The 20,765-nt window shown below is 49.2% G+C and carries 22 protein-coding genes; 4 read left to right on the forward strand and 18 right to left on the reverse strand.

The window, feature by feature from the left end; all coding sequences use genetic code 11:
* The 6 genes from FJ444_RS08845 to FJ444_RS08870 are packed head-to-tail and all read right to left on the reverse strand — an operon-like array spanning position 1 to position 4,579.
* Positions 1-609 carry a GNAT family N-acetyltransferase gene (locus tag FJ444_RS08845; RefSeq protein WP_140957862.1) on the reverse strand — a complete coding sequence of 203 codons (609 nt, stop codon included), beginning with the start codon at positions 607-609 and terminating at the stop codon, positions 1-3.
* A 4-nt stretch (positions 610-613) separates the two neighbouring features.
* Positions 614-1,267: an SCO family protein gene (locus FJ444_RS08850; RefSeq protein WP_140957863.1), complete on the reverse strand. Its 654-nt coding sequence runs from the start codon at positions 1,265-1,267 to the stop codon at positions 614-616.
* Complete coding sequence (cyoE, locus tag FJ444_RS08855) at positions 1,264-2,193, reverse strand: heme o synthase (RefSeq protein ID WP_140957864.1); 930 nt, start codon at positions 2,191-2,193, stop codon at positions 1,264-1,266. The genes FJ444_RS08850 and cyoE overlap by 4 nt, the downstream gene beginning before the upstream one ends.
* Before the next feature lie 9 nt (positions 2,194-2,202).
* A complete protein-coding gene (locus tag FJ444_RS08860) occupies positions 2,203-3,180 on the reverse strand; it encodes a heme A synthase (RefSeq protein ID WP_140957865.1) in 978 nt (325 codons plus the stop codon).
* Positions 3,181-3,189: 9 nt separating this feature from the next.
* Positions 3,190-3,762, reverse strand: coding sequence for a hypothetical protein (locus FJ444_RS08865; protein WP_255439093.1), 573 nt, complete (start codon positions 3,760-3,762; stop codon positions 3,190-3,192).
* Complete coding sequence (locus FJ444_RS08870) at positions 3,728-4,579, reverse strand: SURF1 family protein (RefSeq protein ID WP_370298027.1); 852 nt, start codon at positions 4,577-4,579, stop codon at positions 3,728-3,730. The genes FJ444_RS08865 and FJ444_RS08870 overlap by 35 nt, the downstream gene beginning before the upstream one ends.
* Between FJ444_RS08870 and FJ444_RS08875 the strand changes: the two genes are divergently transcribed.
* On the forward strand, positions 4,506-4,715 hold the full coding sequence (locus tag FJ444_RS08875; RefSeq protein WP_140957867.1) for a DUF2909 domain-containing protein: 210 nt from the start codon (positions 4,506-4,508) through the stop codon (positions 4,713-4,715). The genes FJ444_RS08870 and FJ444_RS08875 overlap by 74 nt on opposite strands.
* Before the next feature lie 3 nt (positions 4,716-4,718).
* Here FJ444_RS08875 and FJ444_RS08880 read toward each other — a convergent pair whose 3' ends face one another.
* The 11 genes from FJ444_RS08880 to FJ444_RS08930 all read right to left on the reverse strand — a co-directional run bounded on the left by FJ444_RS08880 (position 4,719) and on the right by FJ444_RS08930 (position 16,035).
* Entirely contained in the window at positions 4,719-5,600 is an 882-nt protein-coding gene (locus FJ444_RS08880; protein WP_140957868.1) for a cytochrome c oxidase subunit 3, read from the reverse strand.
* Between the two features lie 17 nt (positions 5,601-5,617).
* Positions 5,618-6,193, reverse strand: a complete 576-nt coding sequence (locus FJ444_RS08885; RefSeq protein ID WP_140957869.1) for a cytochrome c oxidase assembly protein — start codon at positions 6,191-6,193, stop codon at positions 5,618-5,620.
* Between the two features lie 10 nt (positions 6,194-6,203).
* Positions 6,204-7,817 carry a cytochrome c oxidase subunit I gene (gene ctaD / locus FJ444_RS08890; RefSeq protein WP_140957870.1) on the reverse strand — a complete coding sequence of 538 codons (1,614 nt, stop codon included), beginning with the start codon at positions 7,815-7,817 and terminating at the stop codon, positions 6,204-6,206.
* A 9-nt stretch (positions 7,818-7,826) separates the two neighbouring features.
* Positions 7,827-8,948, reverse strand: a complete 1,122-nt coding sequence (gene coxB, locus FJ444_RS08895; RefSeq protein ID WP_255439105.1) for a cytochrome c oxidase subunit II — start codon at positions 8,946-8,948, stop codon at positions 7,827-7,829.
* A 427-nt stretch (positions 8,949-9,375) separates the two neighbouring features.
* Positions 9,376-9,999 (reverse strand): transcriptional repressor LexA, encoded by a 624-nt coding sequence (lexA, locus tag FJ444_RS08900; protein ID WP_140957871.1) that lies wholly within the window; start codon positions 9,997-9,999, stop codon positions 9,376-9,378.
* Positions 10,000-10,154: 155 nt separating this feature from the next.
* On the reverse strand, positions 10,155-10,673 hold the full coding sequence (locus FJ444_RS08905; RefSeq protein ID WP_140957872.1) for a YcxB family protein: 519 nt from the start codon (positions 10,671-10,673) through the stop codon (positions 10,155-10,157).
* Between the two features lie 50 nt (positions 10,674-10,723).
* Positions 10,724-11,356, reverse strand: coding sequence for a thiopurine S-methyltransferase (tmpT, locus tag FJ444_RS08910; RefSeq protein WP_140957873.1), 633 nt, complete (start codon positions 11,354-11,356; stop codon positions 10,724-10,726).
* A gap of 102 nt (positions 11,357-11,458) precedes the next feature.
* Complete coding sequence (locus tag FJ444_RS08915; RefSeq protein WP_140957874.1) at positions 11,459-12,442, reverse strand: alpha/beta hydrolase; 984 nt, start codon at positions 12,440-12,442, stop codon at positions 11,459-11,461.
* Positions 12,443-12,596: 154 nt separating this feature from the next.
* Positions 12,597-13,898 (reverse strand): GGDEF domain-containing protein, encoded by a 1,302-nt coding sequence (locus tag FJ444_RS08920; protein ID WP_140957875.1) that lies wholly within the window; start codon positions 13,896-13,898, stop codon positions 12,597-12,599.
* 177 nt (positions 13,899-14,075) lie between these two features.
* Complete coding sequence (locus FJ444_RS08925) at positions 14,076-15,494, reverse strand: PepSY domain-containing protein (protein ID WP_140957876.1); 1,419 nt, start codon at positions 15,492-15,494, stop codon at positions 14,076-14,078.
* Complete coding sequence (locus FJ444_RS08930) at positions 15,487-16,035, reverse strand: hypothetical protein (protein ID WP_140957877.1); 549 nt, start codon at positions 16,033-16,035, stop codon at positions 15,487-15,489. Before FJ444_RS08930 ends, FJ444_RS08925 begins: the two co-directional genes overlap by 8 nt.
* Positions 16,036-16,329: 294 nt before the next feature.
* Between FJ444_RS08930 and FJ444_RS08935 the strand changes: the two genes are divergently transcribed.
* The 3 genes from FJ444_RS08935 to FJ444_RS08945 all read left to right on the forward strand — a co-directional run bounded on the left by FJ444_RS08935 (position 16,330) and on the right by FJ444_RS08945 (position 19,798).
* A complete protein-coding gene (locus tag FJ444_RS08935) occupies positions 16,330-16,740 on the forward strand; it encodes a DUF2177 family protein (protein ID WP_140957878.1) in 411 nt (136 codons plus the stop codon).
* A gap of 96 nt (positions 16,741-16,836) precedes the next feature.
* Positions 16,837-19,320: a glycerol-3-phosphate 1-O-acyltransferase PlsB gene (plsB, locus tag FJ444_RS08940; RefSeq protein ID WP_140957879.1), complete on the forward strand. Its 2,484-nt coding sequence runs from the start codon at positions 16,837-16,839 to the stop codon at positions 19,318-19,320.
* Positions 19,301-19,798 (forward strand): WbuC family cupin fold metalloprotein, encoded by a 498-nt coding sequence (locus tag FJ444_RS08945; protein WP_140957880.1) that lies wholly within the window; start codon positions 19,301-19,303, stop codon positions 19,796-19,798. The genes plsB and FJ444_RS08945 overlap by 20 nt, the downstream gene beginning before the upstream one ends.
* An 8-nt stretch (positions 19,799-19,806) precedes the next feature.
* Here the strand turns inward: FJ444_RS08945 and FJ444_RS08950 are convergent, their stop codons facing one another.
* On the reverse strand, positions 19,807-20,760 hold the full coding sequence (locus tag FJ444_RS08950; protein WP_140957881.1) for a sugar kinase: 954 nt from the start codon (positions 20,758-20,760) through the stop codon (positions 19,807-19,809).
* Positions 20,761-20,765: the final 5 nt, after the last annotated feature.

Raw genomic sequence — 20,765 nt, forward strand, 5'->3', positions numbered from 1 at the left:
TTAAAACGAAGAACGGTTCAGTGGAATGGCGCGGATCATTTGGATGAACTTGTCGTTTACCCGGTGTTCTGCATAACCCATTTTCTGATAAAAGCGCAGGGCACCGTGGTTATCTACTTCACAGTTGAGTACGACGGCATTTTTCTTTAACGAGCGGGCTTTTTCTTCCATGTATTTAAGCAGTGCGGCGCCAACACCCGAGCGGCGCGCCGAATCAATCACTGCAATATGGCCAACGCCCATCTCTAAAAACATGGGAGGTTCAATAACGGCCATATACAACTGTGACTTCAGCACCACATCCAGTGCCGTATCAATGCCGTAAAAATCGACGATGGATTGCAACGTTACGCGGTCAAAATTTTCTGGAAGGTGACTGTGCCAGCAACTGATCAAACCGGTTACTTCACCGTTTGTCTCTGCTACCCAGTGGTTGTCACTGCCATATTGTCCGCCGCCCTGTTGCCAAGCAAACGCAAGGTAATCCTGCGCAACCTGTGGATCGCCCAGACCAAAGACTTCTGTTAGTAAGCGCTTACCTGCATCAAACAGAAGTGGTACGGTAACGCCGCCATCATCCAATCTGGCGCTACGTATTTCACTCAACATGGCATTAGTTTTTCTTGTAATTACCTATGATTAAAGGCAAATCATTAGCAATTTGTATGCTATCACTGACGGCAAGCTCACCGGGAGTATACTTTGGTTTAAATCGTCCCAAAGCCCGCCCCTGAGGATCAATGACCACCACAGAGGCGCTGTGGTCAACCAGGTAGTTGGGGTTGTCTGTGCTTTCAGCAATGGCGTACATCAGCCCAAGAGAACGTACAAACGGAAACAATTGAGCGTGTTCACCGGTTAGTGCCACAAACTCTGTATTAAAGTACTCAACGTAAGAAGCCAGCCTTTCTGGTGAATCCCTGTTAGGATCGACCGACACAAACACTACCTGAATTGGCGCATCTGTACCATTACTTTTTAGCTCTGGATAAATTCTTCCAAGGGAGGCCATCGTGGTGGGGCAAATGTCCGGGCAGTAGGTATACCCCAGAAATAACAAACTCCAATGCCCGCTAAACACGCCGTTATCAACAGGTGTATTTGATTGATCAACCAAACTGATGTCAGCGAGTATTCTGGGCTCGGGAAAATACTGGAAGTATTCGGGCGCTGAGACGGAAGGCTGGAAAGGCTTTACAACGGCAACAAATGCACCTGCAGACAACGCCAGTATGCCTGCAAGTGCGATCCAGATTTTTTGACTCATAGTGTTAATGGTATGTAGTGATCTGCAAGTAATACGACAAACAATACCATGAGATGAATAATTGAAAACTTAAATGTTGTCATGGCGGTATGCTGATCAGCTGCATATTTCAATTTCAATGCATAGTACATGAAACCCGCGTTCAACAACGATGAGCCCATCAGATAAAGCAAGTGGGCTTCACCAATCAGATAAGGCAATAAACAAACCAGACACAGCAACACGGTATATAACACTACACAGGTTTTGGTGAATTCCACACCATGCGTAACCGGTAGCATAGGTACTTTGGCTTTGGCATAGTCTTTTTCGCGGTGAATCGCCAGTGCCCAGAAATGCGGTGGCGTCCAAGTGAACACAATCAGCACCAGCAACAATGCGTAGGGATCAACCTGACCAGTTACCGCCGTCCAGCCCAGTAACGGCGGCGCTGCCCCCGCTAATCCGCCAATGACAATGTTTTGCGGTGTGGCGCGTTTCAGGAACATGGTGTACACCACAGCATAGCCAAATAAACTGGCCAGCGTGAGCAATGCGGTTAATCTGTTAACCCATAATTCCAATGCAACGTAACCCACTACGGCCAGCACAAATGAAAATATCAGCGCGTTATTTACACTCACTTTGCCTTTGGCAACGGGACGATTAAACGTACGCGCCATCTGACTGTCGATCTTGTGATCAACCACGTGATTAATGACCGCAGCAGCACTCGCCAGCAAGCCAATTCCCGCCAGCCCTGCAACCAGTGTGGATACCGGCACCCAGCCCGGTGTAGCCAGACACATGCCTACCAGCGCTGTGAGCAGCAATAACATCACTACGCGGGGTTTGGTCATTTCATAGTAATTGCGCCAGGATGCACGCCATCCGGTGAGGGGCTTTGCAGATGATGCACTGTCAGACAATATTGTGGTTTTAGCCATAACAGCCTCCTACACTTTTCGATACAGGGTGTAAGTGATCATCACCAACACCAATAATAAACAGGCAGCAATGGCATTGTGCAACACTGCCACACTCAGAGGCAGGCTGAATACCACGTTACTCACCCCCAGACCCACTTGCAGCAACAGTACTGAAGCCAGGATCACTGCAGCTTGCCTTATTACCCTTGAACCTGAACGACGGAACAGGGTGAGTGCGAGCCAGCTTAAATACAGCAGGGTTACCACCGCGCCGAAGCGATGCACTATGTGCATTGTCATGCGCTCAGGATAGCTGTGCGCGCCAAACTCATAATTATCCGCGTCGGGCACACTGTAGGCACCATTGAAGTCAATGCTGCCCATCCAGTTACCTTCGCACACCGGAAACTGAGTACAGGCCAACGCGGCATAATTTGCTGATGTCCAGCCACCTAATGCGATTTGCGCAACCAGCACCACCACCCCAAGTGCAGCAAAGCCGGCATAGCGTTTAACGCGGGCATTGACATACCCAAGACGAAACGCCGACAGGCGCAAATACAATAAAAACAAGCAGGTAAGTACACTAAACCCACCCAGCAAATGGCCCATCACCACTACCGGTAACAAATTCAGGGTAACAGTCCACATGCCGAGCAGTGCCTGAAAGATCACCAGACCAAGCAATAGCATTGGCAGTTTTAGCGGCCTGTTTGGCTCGCGCTTTATCAGTGTGATGATGGCAATAGCCAGAATGCACAGCCCTAATGTGCCGGCAAAATAGCGGTGAATCATTTCGTTCCATGCCTTGTGCGCCTCTACCGGACGTTCAGGGTACGCTTCATTTGCAGCCTCAACGTGATGCTCTGCTTCGGGCACGGTTAGGTGTCCGTAGCAGCCGGGCCAATCAGGGCAGCCCAGACCAGCGTCGGTTAAGCGTGTGTATGCGCCCAGTACAATCACCACAACAGCCAGTATGATGCTGAAACCAACCAGTTTACGCATAACGACTCCTTATCCAATACGCGATAGTTTTAGCAACTTACGCAAGTCTGCCAGCACATCGCGACTGCCCATGATTGCGTCCTGACGCAATGCATAAACCGGGAAACGCAGCATAGCGTTAGCCTGGGTATCCACAATAAACAGGTGATCAACTAACGCCGTGTTATTAAGCGAAGCGGCCTGCTCAGCAGTAACCGTCATTGCCTGAATATGGGTGTAGTCAGCAAGCTTCGCAGAAGCCATTGGGTCACTGGATGGTGTGATAAATACAGCCGGCTTGGCTCTGTCAGTTTCTTTACCCAAGGCTACCCACACTTGCTGAATGGCATAAAGGGCATTTTCGCACTCTGCATTACAGGCAGCAGGCACTATATACATCACCCGCCAGCTAGGCGGTTGGTTTTCCAATACCGACGTTAGCGATACAACGGGTTGTAATAATTCACCGCGATTGGTGGCGCCGCGTTCAAACCAGTCTCCATCAAGTGCCAGTTTAGCCAGCACGACAGGCAGTACAAATACCGCAAAAATAATCAGGAGGGAGCGTTTAGGCCTTTCTTGAGTCTGAACCATAGTTGTCATTATTGTTTGCTCTCCGCATTAACACTGAAAAAAAGATAACGACAGCGGCGAGCGCCAGGCCAAACCACTGAATAGCATAACCAAGATGCTTTTCAGGGGGCATAACTACTGCCTGCCAAACCGGTGTAAAGCCAGTCAGATCAGGCGCAGACGCAATTCGCTGTACAAGAATATTGGGCATGGACGTGCCCCATTGAAAATTGAGATTTGCTATGTCAATTTGCTGCAGTCGCAACGGAAAAGTATTGAACTGCGTGGCGGTTTCGGAAATTAACCGGTTGTTACCCGGTACAGAAATTACGCCCTCCATATTGAACACGTTGGCAGGCATCACGATATCCGGCAATTGGTCACGTTGAGCTGGTGCGGGTACCCAACCCAAATTAACTAGGAATTGCTGCTCTTGAGAACGAACCGGCACGATCACAGCGTAGCCAGGCTTCCCCTGATAAACCTGATTATCCAGCAGAATAGCCCGGCTGGAATCAACCTCAGCACTAAAAGACACGGGTATATCTCTTACATCGCTAAAAGATTGTAAGGCTTGCGAAACCTGCATTGGCGCCTGAGCTGCTTTTTGCGCTATGCTGTGCAAACGTTGTTGTTTTTGTTCCATGCGCGCAAGCTGCCAACAACCCAAGGATACCATTATTGCTACAGCAATTATGGTTATCAGGGTTGCCAAAACCGGCCAGGACCTACCTGATGAGCGCTTGGATTGGCCGTTGGCAGGAGTAACTGGCATGTTAGTTAAAATAGTAATCGTTGGATTGTTGCTGTTTATGGTGTTTAACCTGTTTCTGGCCATGAAAGCCATGTTAGGTAACAATCCCAAACACCAGCCCATGAGCAAATATATTGGGCGCAGGGTAATGACATCAGCCCTTATAGTGGTGATCATTTTGCTGGCAATTTCTACCGGTCTCATCACACCTAACCCGCGCCCGTATTAGCGTTTACAGCACGTACACAAATACGTAAAGCATTACCCATACAACATCTACAAAATGCCAGTACCAGCTACCAGCCTGGAACGCAAAGTGGTTGTCGTGGGTGAAGTGGCCCTTCAGCACACGCAGGAACAATACAATGAGTATGATGGTTCCCAGCGTAACGTGCATACCGTGGAAACCGGTAAGCAAGAAGAACGTATTGCCGTAAATACCTGATTGCAGGGTTAACCCCAGCTCCTGATAGGCATGAATATATTCTTCAACCTGTAAGGACAAAAATGTACACCCAAGTAATATCGTTACACCCAACATTGCCGTTAACTGCTTCCGCTTACCCTGTTCCAGGCCAACATGAGCAAAGTGCAAAGTAACGGATGACACTAACAGAATGATGGTGTTGATGGTGGGTAAACCTGCCCAGCTCATCGCCGTAGTAGTTGTGCCTCCGGGTGTTTGAATGAGAGGCCAGAACGCTTCAAATCCGGGCCATAACACTTCGTTGGTCATGGCGTTGTTTGACTCGCCAGACAACCAGGGCAGGGCAATTACGCGTGCATAAAACAGCGCTCCAAAGAATGCGCAAAAGAACATCACTTCAGAGAAGATAAACCAGCTCATTCCCTGACGGTAAGAACGGCCAAGCTGATCGCTGTACAGGCCACTCATTGATTCGTTGATCTGATCGCGGAACCAGCCAAACAACATCACCAACAGCACAGCAATGCCTACTGCCAGGATATTGTGCCCAAAGCCACTCTCGCCACGCGTACTCTCAATTACAAAGGTACCGGCCCCTACTGCAATTAAAAACAACGCAACGGCCCCTATGATAGGCCATATGCTTTGTGCCGGAACATAATACTTCTGATACTCTTGTTGTTGCATAATGTTCTCCTTCGACCTCAATTCTCAGTGATTGAAGTCAGGAAAGGGTTAGTTTTTTTGTCACCACCGTTGCCGCCGGTGACGTCAAATAACGTGTATTGCACAGTGAAAAAATGTATGTCTTCAGGAATTTGTGGATCGACGTAGAAACGCATTGGCATTAGTGCTTCGCCACCTGCACTCAGTGGCTGACTGTTAAAGCAAAAGCACTCGGTTTTGTTCAGAAACAATGCTGCCTGACCGGGTGTAACCGACGGGATAGCCTGTGCCACCATTTGCTTTGAAGCGGGGTTTCTTACATAAAACTCAACCGTATTCAATTCGCCAGGATGCACCTTTACGCGATGTGTTTGCGCCCGAAATTCCCATGGCATGCCCGTATGCGTGCGGGTAATGAATTCCACCGTTATAGTGCGGGATTCATCAACCTCACCAACATAGGCCGTAGCAGCTGTTTCGTTGGTTTTGCCGTTAATGCCGGTAATGTCGCAGAACACGTCATATAACGGCACCAATGCAAAACCAAATCCAAACATGGCCACTACAACCAGGACTAACTTTCCTACCAATGCGGTGTGGGAAGTTGTTGCCATAACAGTCTGCCTATTTCACTACAGGGGGCGTTTCAAACGAGTGGTACGGTGCCGGTGACGGAATTTCCCATTCCAGACCCTCTGCCCCTTCCCACACCTGACTAGTCACTGGTTCACCCTGCTTGCGGCATGCTTTAATCATTACCCACAGGAATATCAGCTGAGACAAACCGAATGCGAAACCACCAATACTGATCCACTTGTTAAAGTCGGCAAATTGCAGTGCGTAATCCGGAATACGGCGCGGCATACCGGCCAATCCCACGAAGTGCATAGGGAAGAACAGTAGATTTACCGAAATCAGTGAACACCAGAAGTGCCACTTCGCCAGCGTGATATCAAACATCCGTCCGGTCCATTTGGGTAGCCAGTAATACACTGCCGCCATAATGGAAAAGATGGCCCCTGTTACCAGTACATAGTGGAAGTGCGCCACAACAAAGTAGGTATCGTGGTACTGGAAATCCACTGGCGTAATGGCCAGCATCAAACCAGACAAACCCCCGATGGTGAACAGCACAATGAACGCCAGGGCAAACATCATGGGAATTTCAAATGTCATGGAGCCACGCCACATAGTGGCCACCCAGTTGAACACTTTTACCCCGGTGGGCACCGAAATCAGCATGGTGGCGAACATGAAGAACATCTCTGCCGCCACGGGCATGCCGGTGGTAAACATGTGGTGAGCCCATACAATAAAGCTGAGCAACGCAATTGATGCAGTGGCGTAAACCATTGATGCGTAACCAAACAAGCGTTTGCGCGCAAACGTAGGCACGATTTGCGAGATAATGCCAAACGCTGGCAGGATCATGATGTATACCTCAGGGTGCCCAAAGAACCAGAAAATGTGCTGGAACATAACAGGATCACCACCACCAGCGGCGTTAAAGAAACTGGTGCCGAAGAATTTATCGGTAAGGATCATGGTAACTGCGCCTGCCAGCACCGGCATAACCGCAATCAGCAGGAACGCAGTGATCAGCCAGGTCCACACGAACAGTGGCATTTTCATCCAGGTCATGCCTGGTGCGCGCATGTTGAAAATGGTCACAATTACGTTAATCGCGCCCATAATGGATGAAATACCCATTATGTGAACGGAAAACACAAAGAGTGCCGTACTGTCGCCGCTGTAAGTGGTAGAAAGCGGTGCATAGAATGTCCAGCCAAACGCCGGGCCACCGCCTTCCATAAACAATGATGCAAGCAGAATAGTGAAGGCAAATGGCAGGATCCAGAAGCTCCAGTTATTCATACGTGGCAATGCCATGTCAGGCGCGCCTATCATCATGGGCACCAGCCAGTTTGCCAAACCGGTAAAGGCTGGCATTACAGCACCAAACACCATGATCAAACCGTGTACGGTAGTCATTTGGTTAAAGAAGTTAGGCTCGACTATTTGCAATCCAGGCTGGAACAGTTCAGCCCGAATAACCATAGCCATCGCACCACCGGTTAAAAACATGATGAAGGCAAACCACAGGTAAAGTGTGCCTATGTCTTTGTGGTTGGTGGTTAATACCCAGCGCATTATACCTTTGGGTATATGATGATCGTGATGATCGTCGTGGTCAGCCGCTGCGTGATCAGGGCTAACAATGTCTGTTGCTTTACTCATGATCCGCTCCTATTGGCCTGTTGCGACGGCATTAACGTCTTTCGGTTGAATTAACTGACCGGTATTGTTGCCCCAGGCATTACGCTCGTAGGTTACTACCGCGGCAATTTCCTTCAGGCTCAGCATTTTGCCAAAAGCCTGCATGGCAGTGCCGGTTTTACCGTTCAACACAATGTCGATATGCGCAGTAGGATCATTCTGAGTAGCCAGCACGCTGCCTTTTAGTGCAGGGAACACGCCAGGCAAGCCTTCACCATTTGGCATATGGCAAGCCGCACAGGTTGCGTTGTAAACACGCTCACCTTCGGCCATCAGCTCTTCTTTGCTCATGCTCATTGCCAGTAGGCGTTGCTCTTCTTCACGCGCCTCACGCTGTACAGTTTCCTGTTCGCTGATCCAGGCTTCATACGCATTGGGCTCTTTGGCAATGACTACCACTGGCATAAAGCCGTGATCCTTACCGCACAACTCCGCGCACTGACCCCGATACACACCAGGCTCATCCACGTTGGCCCAGGCCTCGTTGATAAATCCAGGATTCGCGTCTTTTTTCACCGCAAAATCTGGTACCCACCAGGAGTGGATTACGTCATCAGATGTGATCAGGAAACGCACTTTTTTACCGGTTGGAATCACCAAAGGACGATCAACCTCAAGCAGGTAGTTCTCACCTTTCTCGAAGCGATTATTGATTTGTTCGCGTTGCGTGGCGAGCAGGGAGTAGAACTCGACTTCGCGATCCATGTACTTGTAATGCCATTTCCACTGCGAACCAGTTACCAGTACGGTAAGATCCGCTTCAGTGGTATCTTCCATGGCAATCAGGGTTTTCGCGGCAGGCACTGCCATGAATATCAGAATTAAAAACGGAATTACCGTCCAGGCAATTTCCACCTTCACACTTTCATGAAAATTCGCGGGTTTGGCACCGCGGGACTTTCTGTGCAGGTACATAGAAACAAACATGACACCGAACACCACTACTGCAATCCCTACACAAATAGAGAACATCAGCATGTGGAGATCGTATACCTGTCCACTGATTTCCGTTGCGCCGCGCCGCAAATTTAATGCCGACACGTCGTTACTTCCCGCAGCAATCGCTGTCGTTCCGACTACTAACAGAACCAATGCAGTACAGGCTTTCAGTACGCATCTCTCGAGTTGCTTCACTCAACACCTCCGTTAAGGCCCGCCAGCGTCTCACAGACCGCCCCATTGCGAGATAAAGCTTCCAGGCCCTTTATGGTTGTTTTTTGAACTAGCCTTTTAATATTTTGTGCTACTTATGTTATTTATTTGTTAAGCACTGTATAAGAATTACTCATTGTGAGAATTGCGTCCAGTCCTTTTTCGCTAAAATCTGGATTACTGGCTATTTTTCGTCCAAAACATGCTAATTTTTCGAATTGAGGTGAGTAAGTGTTTATTAACTAATTTTTGGCAAATCAGCGGTTGTTAAAGAGGTAAAAAGAAGGGGTTAATTGAATTCTGCCCGCCAAACACAAAAAAACCGGCACTAGGCCGGTTTTAAAATGCATTATTGTGGTGCAGCGTATTACATCCAGTCTGCGTTGCGGATCACGCCCACCGCAATACCTTCAATGTTAAATGGCTGGTTCGCCAAATCGACTCTGATCGGTGCAAACTCTTCATTTTCTGCGTGTAACAGCACTTCTCTTCCGCGCTTTTCCAAACGCTTTACTGTTACATCTTCGTCTACCCGGGCTACCACTACCTGCCCATTGTGCACGTCAGTGGTTCTGTGTACTGCCAGCAGATCACCATCCAAAATACCAATATCTTTCATGCTCATACCGTTTACACGCAGCAGGAAATCCGCTTTTGGATGAAACAGGGCAGGATCAACCTTGTAATGTGTTTCAATGTGTTCCTGAGCCAGAATGGGCTCACCAGCAGCAACCCGGCCAATCAACGGCAAGCCCTCTTCCTCTGGTACATCGTCCAGCGGAATATTCAGTTTAATTCCGCGTGAAGTGCCAGGCAGAATATCAATCACACCTTTTTTGGCCAGCGCCTTTAAATGCTCTTCAGCCGCATTGGCTGAGCGAAAACCCAATTCGCGGGCTATCTCAGCACGCGTTGGCGGCATGCCGGTATCGGTCATGGTTGACTTAATAAGGTCGAGTACTTCTTGTTGCCGGGATGTTAGTGGACGCATAAACAGCCTGTTTTTCCATACAGTTAACTGTGAGTATATACAGGTTTACACAAATGGCAACCGGGTTTTTTGTGTGTGGTTAAATATTCTGGCTAAGTTCTGGTTAAAAATGAGCCACGAAGATTGTCTGCGTGTGCAATCCACGTGCACACCGATTACTGTGCCTTCTCTTTATCAATGTGATATCGAAGTATGCGTTCGAACTCGCTTCGCTGTTCCGCCGTGGCAAAACTCTTGCGCGGAAAAACGTGGTAGAGGTATCCGGTTACTTGCAACAACAGGTCAGGCCCCGCCACGCTCACTTTACCAAGCGCTCCCCATTTATGCAGGGTTTCATTGGCGATGGTTTTCTCGAACAGGCCTTCCTCTTTTAGCGTGTACTCGTGTGTGCCCAACACACCATTTGATTCCTTTGACATAATAAGTACGCAACCGATACACCATGCGCTGTACACCAACGTGGCGAGTAAGCCGGTTAACAAGGCACCCGCAATCAGTATTAGCCAGGTGATTGCTGTGGAAGGCATTCCCCTGCTAAAGCAGATATAAGCAATAACGGCCAATACAACTGCGACCATGTATTTATAGGTAAACGAAGCCGTTGCAATGTAGCGGATATTAAACCGCAGCAAATCTGCTTTCGTGATGTGCGTGTGAATAGTGATATTTTCCATCTCTGTCCCTGATAATCACAACAATCGCTTCGGCTTGCTAATTCACTAAATTAACTAATCAGCCAGGCGGATTCCATTGCCGGCACCCTGCCTTTCAGTCCACCTTGTAAGGGTTCACTGGCCAAAACCGGCTGCATTTTCGCGCAGCCATAGAGTTCAAGCAGTTCAGCTTCGGTGACCGAAAATGGCGGGCCACTGTGAAGCGCCTGATCGTACTCAAACGTAATTAATAAGTGACGCGCTTCTGGTGCAGTTGTAAGCAGCGTTTTCACGTAAGGCCTGCGCATATCTGCCGGTAACGCCACCAGTGCGGCACGGTCGTATACGGCATCTATTTTACCTATCATTGCCTGGGTGATCGATAACACATCGCCACAGAAAATGGTGATGTCGGTGGCAGCATAACAGGTAAAGTCGCCGATTTGTGTTACCTCAGGAACACTACCCAGCTCCTTAAAATACTGCTGCACTGCCGATTCATTCAGCTCAATACCCACCACTTCGCAGCCGCGCTGTAACAGCCAGGTCATGTCTTTGGATTTGCCGCACAAAGGCACCAGCACTCTTTTGCCGTCAGTTAACCCGGCGGTGTCAGCGAAGCGTGTTAAAAAGGAATTGATGTCACGCTGATGAAAGCCAATTTCGCCCCGTTCCCATTTGTCGTGCCAAAACGCATGCTGCATACTGCCTCCTACTACGCTAATACAGACAATTTATACCAATTCGCATAGAAGTTTGCCCTCTCAGAGTGAGCAAACTTCTATGCGAATTGGTATTACTTATTGTTATGGTTTTTTAAACGGATTGTCCAGCACATGCGAGCGCACGGCTGGCTGTACTCTGCCGCCGTCCATTGCATCTATCATATGCAGTAACGCCGGGCTGGTAACCTGTTTGATCTCACCAAAATAACTGTGTCCTTTGGGCATATCAAAGGTGTTGTTGAAGTTATCGCAATCCACTTCGTAAACATTCCTGGGCACCTTACTGAGTTCTTCCACCCCAGTCATACCCAAACGTTTGGAGAGTTGCCGGTTTTTCAGGTTTGCGACTTTGCTGGCAGGCATTGCAAGATCATCGCTGGCATAGTACACCACCAGATTACGCGTGGCTCTTGGCAGCATAGCGCCGCTTCTGCCAGGTTCAAGACAGTGGTTTACCACGTCAGCTGCCACCATAAACACATTGCGGAACAATAAAGGCACCATACCGGCGTGATCATTGCGCCCCCAGTATTCTATAGCATTGCGCAACACCCGGTTGCCCATTGAGTGTGCCAGCACGTTAATTCGGCGCATACAGGGATCGGGTTTCGCAGCCTCCTCTTTACGCCAGGTATCAAATTTAGACAACATCCTGGAAAAGGCATTGGCGCTGAAATCTGCCGCCTTTTGATCGTCCCAGTAGTCATCCAGCACACTCACAATGGGATCGTCATCACATGGCCATATCAGCGGTACAACCAGTGCAAGATGTTCACTTCGTCCCTTGTTCACGAGCCGCTGTAATTCTTCTGCCCGGTCAAATACATCAGGCTCCATGTTGTTGTTAAAGCCATGTATGTAAAGCAGAACCTGAGTGTTGCGTTGTAGCCCTTTCAGGTACTCGAAAAACGCTTTGCTGCCTATTTCCCGGTAATCGTCTTTACCCAGGCGTTCGCAGAAATACATGTCGGTGCCCGGTCGGGTTACCTGCCGGTCAAAAGCGATTTTACGGTTCACACGTGTACGTGATGACCCTTTAGGTGTGCGGTTTGTCGCAAAAAGCATAGTGCCTCCTTGAGCTTGTGTCAGCAGGCGCTACACCGTTGAATTCACAGTATGACTTCCTTGCCTGTCTGTATTGTGGATGAATTTACCTTAGCAAAGGTAAGTAGTGAGTATAGTCGTTGTAGCTGCGTTTGCTTAGCAAATTGCGGTAGCGTTAATCCGCCAACACGACGCAGTTGCGGCCAATCTCTTTGGCGCGGTACAGCGCCTTGTCTGCGCGCTGAAACAATGCATCAAACTCTTCCAGGTGATGCGAAACCGCCACACCAATACTGGCAGTGACCGACAGCGTTGCTTTGCCGGTCTGAATATCCAGTTCCTCCAGCATAGTACGGATCTTTTCGGCAATAAGTTGAGCTTGTTGCAGGCTGGTATCCACACAAAGCAGGGCAAACTCTTCGCCGCCCCAACGCACCAAACGGTCGTTCAGGCGGACATTCTTAAACAGGGTTTCGGCACATTGCTGAAGCACCTTATCGCCAGCATCATGCCCATAGGTATCATTCACCCGTTTAAAGTGGTCCAGATCGATCACCAATAACGCCGTATTTAACTTTAGTCTGCTATCTGGAAACAAATACCTGAATTCATGGGCAAAACCACTGCGGTTTAGTGCGCCAGTAAGCGGATCGTGACTGGAAAGTGTTTTGTAGTGTTCAGACTCTTCCTTCAAATGACTGGAAAAATGGGTAAGTTGAGACAGTCTGTTGGCATCATTGGCCAAACGCGCCTGCTGCACTTTCAACAACCTGCCAAGAAAAATCACGTTAAACACCAGCCAACCAACTCCCACAATGGCGTACCAGAAACTCACCGGCAGCCATTCTCCTTGCAGGACAATCTGGTCTACCCGCAATGTATGTTGCCCGGCCAGTAGCGGCGGAGCCACATCAAACACTACATCCAACTGAGGGGTGGTATTTTGCAGGTCAAAAAGGTTCATGTCTGATAAGTGCCAGGCGCTGGCAGGGATCGTTACACCCGCTAATTCCCCCTGTTTACTGAATACGTAATCGAGACCTGTTAGTACCTCATTGGCATAGTGCTGTTCGCCGGGTGGGACGTAGGCGTGCAGTTTTACCCGAAGGTGCTCATTAGGTCCGGTGTAACTCAGGTAAAACGTGGCAGTGCGATACGCGGAAAAATCCACCGCAGCTTCCGGTGGTTTCACTTTAATACTGGCGCCGCAGTAACTGCTTTTGTCGGGATTAACCACCTCACACACAAAACTCAAATCCTGCTGTGATTGCCAGTTTGCTTGTGTGTTACCCCCGTTTTGCCCGTCGTGAAAAACATAGCTTTCATGCACATAGTAGGGCACTAATGGCAAGGTTTTTTCCGGTAGCAACTGATGTCCCCACAACGCCAAAACGGCCACAACAGTAGACAGTGTTAGCAACTGATACAGTTGAGACACATCAGCCCGCACCGGGGAATGCAGCTTGCTATCATTCATAATGCAATACAGCCATCGGCATGCTCAACGCGTGTCAACCCGCCTAACATTTGACTTAAGATTGCTTAACTTTTAACTAGTGCGGAATATTTGTCAAATAGCAGGCCACCAAATACAGGCCGAGATGGGGCGGCGTTGAGGGTGTGCCCGGCATAAAGCCAGGCAAGTGGTGTAGTGCTAGTTTTGCTTGTGCGCGGAATAGCCGGTCCAGAGTGCAATGAGCAGTAACGGAATATTGATTTGCAGAGCAGCAATGCTAAAACCCGCTTCGCCAAACACTGCAAAATAGACCAGCAAAAAGCACAGTGTCAGCAAACTAAACGCCTGTTTTAGCTGTCTGGTAACATGCTGTTGAGATTTAGTCGTTAATGCCAGCACGCAAAGCCCACATAGCACCACCCAAAAACTCAGCGTAGGTGACAGGCTAACAGCAAAATACGCAGCAGCACTGGCCACCAGCGCGCTGGGCGTTCCCCATATCAATGCCGGCCATAACAGGTTTAAGGCGTCCTGTGTTTTGCGCTTTTTCAACCAAATATTCATGCCGGTTGCTGAGATAATAGTAAGCATCATACCCAGAATAATGAACAGCACTTTGCCTGGCATCCCCCAAAAATCACCAAAGTGAAGGCGATAAACCGACCATAGGATCTGCTTGCCACCATCGCCCTCACCGTATCCAGAGACACTGAGGAATTGCCCGGCTGAGTTGTACTGGTAGTTTTCTGAATAAGTGAACCTACCCGGCTCTTTTACAAAAAACTCAATAAACTGCTGTGGCGTACCTGGATCGTGAATAGCGAAGAAAATCAGATTATTCCGATCTATTCGCTCGAACAAGTCACGCATAGCCTGACCAATTTCTGGTGGCGCGACTTCTTGTTCCAGTACCGGCTCAGGTGTAAATACCTGATCGTAAACAGCCTGATTGTCACCACCATAAAAGGCCTGCGAAATAATGGTAACCAGAATACCAGCCAAACCAAAATACGCGCCGGTTACCGCTATCATTAAGTGAAATGGCGTGCCCCACACACTCAGGCGATTGTGCAAATCAATGTTACTTTTCAGGCCATCGCCACCTGCGCGGAATCGAAATGCATCCTTTACTATTCGAGGATGCGCCAACAAACCCGACACAATTAACGCGCAAAGCAGCGCGCCACAGGTACTCACGAAAATCATGCCAAAGGTGGCTGGCAAGTGAAGATACATGTGTAAATCGCCCAGCATGCGTGTCCAGGTAACGGTTTCCTGCTCAATGAGATCGCCGTTGGCATCCACGAAATGCGCAGTGTTGTCGTCTTCCATGACTAATCTGGGGATCCCTGAGCCCGGAAACACAAAGTAATAGTGATGCGTGTCTGCGGTATAACGCTGCGCGAATTGGGCATAGGCCTTTTCTACCTGCGCAATAGAGAAGCTGTCGGATTCCTCGATATAAGGCTGCTCCCAGCGCTCAAACTCCAGATGCAGCACCGCTACTGTACCAGACAAGCAAATAAGATACATAAACGCACTTACCAGCAAGCCGAGCCAGGTGTGAGAAGCCAATGAACGCTTACTTAAACTCTGTGTGAGGGGTTGTTTAGCCATGTGCCACTCCAAATAAATACAGCGCGGCCACGGCAGCCAACACGACTGAAAACAATATGTGACGTAATTTGTGCTCAGACATAACATACCAGTAAGCCAGTACGCCCCATACCAGCGGCAGAATGATCACGCCGGTAGCCATTTGCTTTGGTTCGGAAATGGGTAACTGATAAACCAATGCCACCACAATTAAACTGAATGTCACCATCTGTACAATCAGCACATACAAAATATGCCAGCCAGTTAGCGCAACAGCTTTACCCTGACATTGCCATTGGTGTGGCGGCTTGTCGGCATCAGGTTTTGTCTTTTCTGCCTTCGCATGACGGGCAATACCCAGCCACACCATAATTGCCGGTAAACACAACCCAACGGTTATGCCAAACTCTGTTCCCAAAACATTACACCAGGCAACAATACTGACTGCGATGCCAGCCCAGCCGGCATATGCCCAACGCTTTTTTTGCGTAGCCCAGCCAATATAGATGGCGTAACAGGCCAGCGCACTTAAGGCCACAGAGACAAATAGTGTCGTGGTCATAGGTACCTTTCGATCATGCTATTTCGATAGAAAATGTTGCCACCAAAGCAGACAGCCCTGCGGCATACGTTCATTCCGGCGTCCAACGCTAACAGGATACGTTACACTCCCAGCTTATGAATAAATAACGCAAACGATAATAATTAACGTTTACAAAATATTCAATGGTAGTAACCGTTTAAAATTGTTCAATAATCCTGTATTTTGGCTACTCACGAATGATAAAAAGCCATTCTATTCACTCAGTGACTATTTTCTAATCAACCTTGCCCTTGCTTGTAAAAGGAATGTGGGATGATCAAGCCTCAGCAGCGCTATTTATTGGCGTATGGCGTTATGTTGCTAACCTTTGCCATACTGGACGGTGTTTGGCTGGGCGTGGTTGCCAAAAACCTGTATGCATACAGTTTGTCAGGTCTGCTAAGAAGTGACTTAATTGTTTGGCCCTGGATAATTTTTTATCTGGGCTATTGTGGCGCTATATTGTATTTGGCGGTGATCCCAAGCCGGCGCTATCGCCTTACCGCATTTGTGCGCGGCGCTGTATTAGGTGCAGCAGCTTATGGCGCTTATAACCTTACGTGTTACTCCATTATTGCCGACTGGCCAATTCCCATTACGTTAATCGACTGGATGTGGGGTACTACCGCCACTGCCCTGGTCAGTATTTCTGGTGCCATGACCTTTCGATATACTGATAAATAACTTCAATCTGATAGCCTAATGCCATTCGTGTTAAGCATTGTATAAGGATTTCGTGCTACACTACGCGGGATTTTTATTGCACAGGATTTATTGTTCATGTCTTGGATGCGTCAGGCTTTGCTTAACGTGTTTCGCTTACCGGTAAAATGGCTGGTTAGCACCAAAAGCACCCCCGCGAATGTTGAAGCGGAGTTGGGCATAGACAAATCACGGCCAATTATTTATTTGCTGCCAACCAATTCACTTACGGATCAGCTGGCACTGCAAATGTCTGCTGAAAAACTCGGCCTACCCAACCCAATGGGACAGGTAACGTTGGCTGACCGGCACTATCCGGCCAGTTTGTTCTTGCGTCGAACCGCACCGCTGTTTCGCAAGCACGCCAAAGAAACCGATATAGAGCACGTATTTGCCGAGCTGTTCCACCTTCATCGCGATCACAGCAATATTGACGTGCAAGTTGTGCCAGTTTTTGTTTCCTGGGGCAGGGCGCCAGACAAAGGCAAGCCAGGTATTGCCGATTTAATAACCGATGTTGCTGCACCCAGCTGGCTTCGCAAATTTTTTATTGTGCTATTTTTGGGCCGCGATAACTTTATAAGTTACAGCAAAGCTGTATCTTCGCGCAGCATGGCCAATCAGCGCGGCACGGATGAAACCATTGCACACAAACTAGTGCGGGTTGCCAGCACCCACTTCCAGCGCAAACGCCAGGCTATGACAGGGCCAACTCTGTTAGACCGTCAGCAACTAAACAATGCCGTACTGGGCTCTGAGAGTGTTAAGCATGCTATAGCTGAAGAGAGCCGTTCCAAACGCATTCCGGCAGATAGAGCAAAAGCCCTGGCCACCGAGTACATTCAGGAAATAGCGGCTGACTATCGCGAAGGTCTGATCCGCTTTGGTGATCGCCTGCTCACGCGGATTTGGAACAAAATTTACAATGGTATACACGTCGGTCACGCCAATCGCATTCGCGAACTGGCCAATAACGGCCATGAAATCATCTACGTGCCTTGCCACCGCAGTCATATGGATTATTTACTACTCACTTACGTGATTTATCACGAAGGATTAGTAACGCCGCATATTGCCGCCGGTATTAACCTGAACTTCTGGCCGGTTGGCGGCATTTTCCGCCGTGGCGGCGCCTTCTTCCTGCGCAGGAGTTTTGCCGGTAACAAGCTATACACCGCGGTATTCCGCGAATACCTGGAACTGCTGTTCAGAAAAGGCTATGCGGTGAAGTACTACCCGGAAGGCGGACGAAGCAGAACAGGGCGCCTGATACCGCCGAAAACCGGCATGCTGGCAATGACCATTCAGGCTGCGGTAAAGGGCATCAACCGTCCGATCAGTCTGGTACCGGTTTACATTGGCTACGAAAACGTGATGGAAGTGAAGAGTTACCTTAACGAGCTAAAAGGCAGTTCGAAGAAAAAGGAATCCAACCTACAGGTATTCTCAGCCATCAGTAAGCTGAAAAACTACGGCCACGGGTTTGTGAATTTTGGCGAGCCACTGAGCCTTACCCAGTTTTTGGATACCCAAGCGCCAGACTGGCGTAAGTGCCAGTTGGACAACCCCGATAAAAAGCCTGCCTGGTTAACACCAACCGTGAACGGCTTGGCTTCAGAACTTATGACCCGGGTTAACAGCGCAGCAGCTATCAACGGAATGACATTAACTGCCCTGTGCTTACTGGCTTCCAAAACCCAGACCATGAGTAAACAGGAACTGCAGCAGGCAATGCAGGATTACCTAACGCTATTTGCAATCGCACCCTACAGCAGTGATGCAACCCTGCCTGAAGAAGACGCAGCGCAACTATTGGCCAATACGCTCAAGCTCGAGCGCTTACAGGTAACTGAAGACAGCTACGGAACGCTCATCAGCCCTCAGCCGGGCAACGCTGTTTACCTTACCTACTACCGCAACAACATCATCCACTTGTTTGCCTTACCTGGTGTGATCATGAAAGCGGTATTTGCACACCAGAAAATTGAAAGAACCAGCATTCTTCAATTAATCGCCGCGCTTTATCCGCTGCTACAACGCGAGTTGTTCATGCATTTCTCTCAGGATGAAGCGCTGGCTTATACCTCTGATCTGATTGATGCCTTCAAGCAATCCGGTATGCTGGTGCAACGCGGTCGGTTCCTGATGCCACCTGATGCAGACAGCCCCCAGTTTCATTCCAGCTGGCTGCTGAGCCGGTGCATGCAGGAAACCCTGCAACGCTATGCCGTGGTGTTAACCCTGTTGAAACGTGAAAAGGTGATTAGCCGGGCAGAACTAGAGCGCGAGAGCAAAACGGTAGCCGAACGCCTGTCGAAATTGTATGGCATGCATTCCCCTGAGTTTTACGACAAAAATGTGCTGTCGAGCTTTATCATTGCCTTGCGCGACAACCACTGGCTCGATAGCGGTGAAGGCGGTAGTCTGAAGTATTCAGAGGAAGCGTCTGCGTTGCGTCGAGACATTATTGCGTTGGTGTGGCCTGAAATAGCCCAACACCTGGAAAAGGACATTTTACATGCTGATGGCAGGGAGCTAAGGAATGACGATCCAGCAATTTGATCAGGAAATGATTGCCGAATTGCGGGCTCAGGCAGAAGCCAGCCCGCGAAGAAGGGCACATAAGAACATTCATTCTGATTACCAACAACCCGTGCAGCGATTGTTTGTTTCCATGCTGCCCGATTCTTATGTTCGTCCACACCGGCACAGTCAGCCCACCAAGTGGGAGTTCTTCCTGGTAATCGAAGGCATGCTTGAACTGCTGTTCTTTGATGAGCAGGGCGAATTAACCGAACGGATTGCACTGAGCCCAACCAGTGATTGTTTTGGTGTAGAGATCCCGCCTAATACCTGGCATGCCACGGTTTGCCATGCACCGGTTACCTTTGTAGAGGTAAAGCAAGGCCCCTACGAAGTGAGTGATGACAAGGATTTTGCGCAGTGGGCACCGGCGGAAAATACGGCGGGTGTTGCTGAATTTTTGGCTCGCATGAAGCAGTTGCGACCAGCGCAAAGCGCGCAATGTAAAGCGGGCTGAGCAGTCGACTACTCAGCCGCGATAACTTCGCCTGATGCATTGCGGTTTGTGCGATTTGATAAGCTGGACTGATAATAATCAGCAGGCACAATTGCACCTTTGGCCCCAATCACTACACCCGCGACGTCGGCTCCCATGGTTGCTGCGACTTCGCTTGTGTACCCAGCCAGCCTGGCGGCAATAAATCCACCAATAAAGGCATCGCCTGCCGACGTAGTATCAACCACCTTATCCACGGGATTTACCGCAACGGAAGTGTGTTTACCCTGCTGATAAATTTCAATGTTGTCGGCACCGCGCTTTAACACGATTTCGTCTATATTCAGGTTGTGCAGGTAGCGTACTATGGCGTGTTCATCAGAATGTGAGAACAGTGCAGCGTGATCATCGCCGCCGGGAAAGGCCAGGTCGCACGCAGCATAAAAACGGGTGATCCAGTCACGCGCTTCCTGTTCAGACACCCACAACAGTGGCCGGTAATTGGGGTCGAACACTATGCAAGCACCGCGCTCCCGGTAGCTAGCCAAATCACGCAATAATTGTTCGCGCTGCGGCACATCTAGTATCGCAACGGTGATCCCCGAGACGTACACCATATCAAAGCAGGTATCGGGCAGTGTAACCAGGTTAAGCAGGTTACGTGCCGCGGAGTGACTGCGCCAGTAAGAAAAACTGCGCTCTCCGCTGTCATCTGTACTCACCAGATACATGCCAACCGTATGCGTGCGACTGCGGGCAACGTAGCGGGTATCGAGCCCTTCCAACTGCATGGTATCAATCATTTGCTGACTTAACGCATCATTGCCCACGGCAGTAACATAACTCACCACACAATCGGGCAAATTACGCTTTAAATACACGGCAGTATTGAAGGTATCGCCAGCAAACCGTTTATTCAAGGTATGCGGATCCTTCGGCGAGAGCTCTACCATGCACTCGCCTATGATTAAACAACTTGGCATAACGG

This window comes from Aestuariibacter sp. GS-14 (assembly GCF_006494365.1).
Taxonomy (GTDB): Bacteria; Pseudomonadota; Gammaproteobacteria; order Enterobacterales; family Alteromonadaceae; genus Alteromonas; species Alteromonas mangrovi.

Coding starts and splice junctions, on each gene's coding strand:
- FJ444_RS08845 (WP_140957862.1), bottom strand. CDS start 609: ATGTTGAGTGAAATACGTAGCGCCAGATTGGATGATGGCGGCGTTACC.
- FJ444_RS08850 (WP_140957863.1), bottom strand. CDS start 1,267: ATGAGTCAAAAAATCTGGATCGCACTTGCAGGCATACTGGCGTTGTCT.
- cyoE (WP_140957864.1), bottom strand. CDS start 2,193: ATGGCTAAAACCACAATATTGTCTGACAGTGCATCATCTGCAAAGCCC.
- FJ444_RS08860 (WP_140957865.1), bottom strand. CDS start 3,180: ATGCGTAAACTGGTTGGTTTCAGCATCATACTGGCTGTTGTGGTGATT.
- FJ444_RS08865 (WP_255439093.1), bottom strand. CDS start 3,762: ATGACAACTATGGTTCAGACTCAAGAAAGGCCTAAACGCTCCCTCCTG.
- FJ444_RS08875 (WP_140957867.1), top strand. CDS start 4,506: ATGTTAGTTAAAATAGTAATCGTTGGATTGTTGCTGTTTATGGTGTTT.
- FJ444_RS08870 (WP_370298027.1), bottom strand. CDS start 4,579: ATGGCTTTCATGGCCAGAAACAGGTTAAACACCATAAACAGCAACAAT.
- FJ444_RS08880 (WP_140957868.1), bottom strand. CDS start 5,600: ATGCAACAACAAGAGTATCAGAAGTATTATGTTCCGGCACAAAGCATA.
- FJ444_RS08885 (WP_140957869.1), bottom strand. CDS start 6,193: ATGGCAACAACTTCCCACACCGCATTGGTAGGAAAGTTAGTCCTGGTT.
- ctaD (WP_140957870.1), bottom strand. CDS start 7,817: ATGAGTAAAGCAACAGACATTGTTAGCCCTGATCACGCAGCGGCTGAC.
- lexA (WP_140957871.1), bottom strand. CDS start 9,999: ATGCGTCCACTAACATCCCGGCAACAAGAAGTACTCGACCTTATTAAG.
- FJ444_RS08905 (WP_140957872.1), bottom strand. CDS start 10,673: ATGGAAAATATCACTATTCACACGCACATCACGAAAGCAGATTTGCTG.
- tmpT (WP_140957873.1), bottom strand. CDS start 11,356: ATGCAGCATGCGTTTTGGCACGACAAATGGGAACGGGGCGAAATTGGC.
- FJ444_RS08915 (WP_140957874.1), bottom strand. CDS start 12,442: ATGCTTTTTGCGACAAACCGCACACCTAAAGGGTCATCACGTACACGT.
- FJ444_RS08920 (WP_140957875.1), bottom strand. CDS start 13,898: ATGAATGATAGCAAGCTGCATTCCCCGGTGCGGGCTGATGTGTCTCAA.
- FJ444_RS08925 (WP_140957876.1), bottom strand. CDS start 15,494: ATGGCTAAACAACCCCTCACACAGAGTTTAAGTAAGCGTTCATTGGCT.
- FJ444_RS08930 (WP_140957877.1), bottom strand. CDS start 16,035: ATGACCACGACACTATTTGTCTCTGTGGCCTTAAGTGCGCTGGCCTGT.
- FJ444_RS08935 (WP_140957878.1), top strand. CDS start 16,330: ATGATCAAGCCTCAGCAGCGCTATTTATTGGCGTATGGCGTTATGTTG.
- plsB (WP_140957879.1), top strand. CDS start 16,837: ATGTCTTGGATGCGTCAGGCTTTGCTTAACGTGTTTCGCTTACCGGTA.
- FJ444_RS08945 (WP_140957880.1), top strand. CDS start 19,301: ATGACGATCCAGCAATTTGATCAGGAAATGATTGCCGAATTGCGGGCT.
- FJ444_RS08950 (WP_140957881.1), bottom strand. CDS start 20,760: ATGCCAAGTTGTTTAATCATAGGCGAGTGCATGGTAGAGCTCTCGCCG.